General features: G+C 33.3%; 2 protein-coding genes. Both read left to right on the top strand.

All coding sequences use genetic code 11. The features are described from left to right. Positions 1-530, top strand: a 530-nt coding sequence (locus GW534_RS16260; protein WP_210253486.1) for a DUF6431 domain-containing protein, incomplete at its 5' end; no start/stop codon positions are given. Positions 531-665: 135 nt separating this feature from the next. Further along, positions 666-1,074, top strand: a 409-nt coding sequence (locus GW534_RS15955; RefSeq protein ID WP_161921934.1) for a helix-turn-helix domain-containing protein, incomplete at its 3' end; no start/stop codon positions are given.

Below are 1,074 nucleotides of genomic sequence, written 5' to 3'. Positions count from 1 at the left end.
TGATTATTTTACATGATTTTCGTATCAGCCTTGAGGAATATGCAAATAGGGGAAAAATGAATAACTTCCCTATTTTTGATAAATGTCCTAATTGTCATTGTATTGCTTCAGGAAACCTGCACAGACATGGCTATTATTGGCGTTATGCCATAACGGATGAGGCAGAATTTAAGATTCCTATTTGTAGACTTATTTGTTTATCTTGTAAAAAAACATTCTCGATACTTCCAGACTTTCTGATTCCTTATTTTCAACATAGCTTAGATCTCATTTTACAGAGAATGGAACAGTTTCTACAGAACAAAAAGACAAAAGGCAACCGTCAATTATTTTCGTTTCATTGGATACGTTATCAGAAAAATATGAAATGGATTCATAGTTTCTTTGTAGATTTAGGCGAAGTAATAGGTATTTCGAGTGTTATAAAAAATGAGGCGGTTAAGTATCTGAAATTGATTCGAGACTTTGGTGCATCGTCCTTCTTACGAAGGTCTTGGGGTCATCTATCATCTTATTTTATGGCAAATTAATTCGCTCATATTTTGATAGAATAAAAAATATTAATAGTCCCACATAACTTTTGCGTGTTCAAATAATGACGAAAAAAGTAGAATGAGATTAAGGATGACCGGTTGTCCTCTTTTATCAAAAAAGGAGGAAAAAAGATGACTGAAAAGGAAAGAGAACAGATAGCTTTATTTCGTTATGGTTTAATTGCCCCACTATTAAATGGGCAAGTGGATCCGAAATCATATTTTGAAGAGTTAGAAGGAAAAGTGCATTCAATTCCCTATTATGGGGAACGAAAAATAGCCGTGAAAACGATAAAAGAATGGCTACTTAATTATCGTAGAAATGGATTTGAGGCATTAAAACCAAAGAAGCGTGCAGATCGGGGAAACTCAAGAAGATTATCGCCAGATGATCAAGATCATATTTTAGCCATAAGAAAAAAATTTCTCCATATGCCGGTGAGTGTTTTCTATGAACAACTCATCCAACAAGGAGAAATTACCAAAAAACAAATATCATATTCTACTATAAACCGTTTATTAAAAAAACACAACCTTGCAG

The sequence above is a fragment of the Pallidibacillus pasinlerensis genome, from assembly GCF_009996845.1.
Classification (GTDB): domain Bacteria; phylum Bacillota; class Bacilli; order Bacillales; family Caldibacillaceae; genus Pallidibacillus; species Pallidibacillus pasinlerensis.
Note: the sequence above shows the minus strand (reverse complement) of the source record. Positions and strands in the feature narration are given on the sequence as shown.